1 pseudogene is annotated in these 607 nt (G+C 72.8%); it reads left to right on the top strand.

The annotated features are described in order from the left end of the window. Positions 1-607: pseudogene (locus ACEN88_RS33675) on the top strand (hypothetical protein); the annotation flags it as partial.

Below are 607 nucleotides of genomic sequence, written 5' to 3'. Positions count from 1 at the left end.
CTCGTGGGCGCGGAGATGTGTATACGAGCCAGCCCCCGCGGAGAAACTGGCGCAGGCCGAAGCCGAGGCACTGGAACTGGCGCAGCAGCGCGAACGCGCGGACCAGGTGGCGCTCGCGTCCGCGTTCGCGCGCGCGTCCGCGGAGGCACGCGCAATCGAGGAAGCCCGCGCCCTCGCGCACATCGAACAGGAACGGGAAGCCATCGCGCTGGCCCAGGTGGAATCGGAGCGGACGGCCGCGCAATCGCTGCGCATGCGCCTGCAGACGGAGAAGGAATTGCGCGACGCGGCCATCCACCGCGAACGCCTGGAACAGATGGCGGCCGATGCCGCCGCCGCGCGGCGCGAAGCCGAAGCCCGCATCCTGGCCGCGACGGAAGCCCGCATCGAAGCGGACCGCAAGCTGCGCGACGTGGCCATGGCCCGCGCCGCCGCGGAAGAGGAAGAGTCCCAGCAAAGCCAGGCCCGCCTGGACGCCGAGCGCGCAGCCACCGAGCAGGCGCGCCTGCGGATGGAAGCCGACCGCGTCGCGCAGGAGGCGGCGCAGCGCGATCTGGACACCCAGCAGCGCGAGCGCCAGCTGGCCGAGGAGCGCGCAGCCTTGACT

This window comes from Massilia sp. CT11-108, from assembly GCF_047302915.1.
Classification (GTDB): domain Bacteria; phylum Pseudomonadota; class Gammaproteobacteria; order Burkholderiales; family Burkholderiaceae_D; genus Telluria; species Telluria orientalis.
This window is presented reverse-complemented; position numbering and strand designations above follow the sequence as displayed.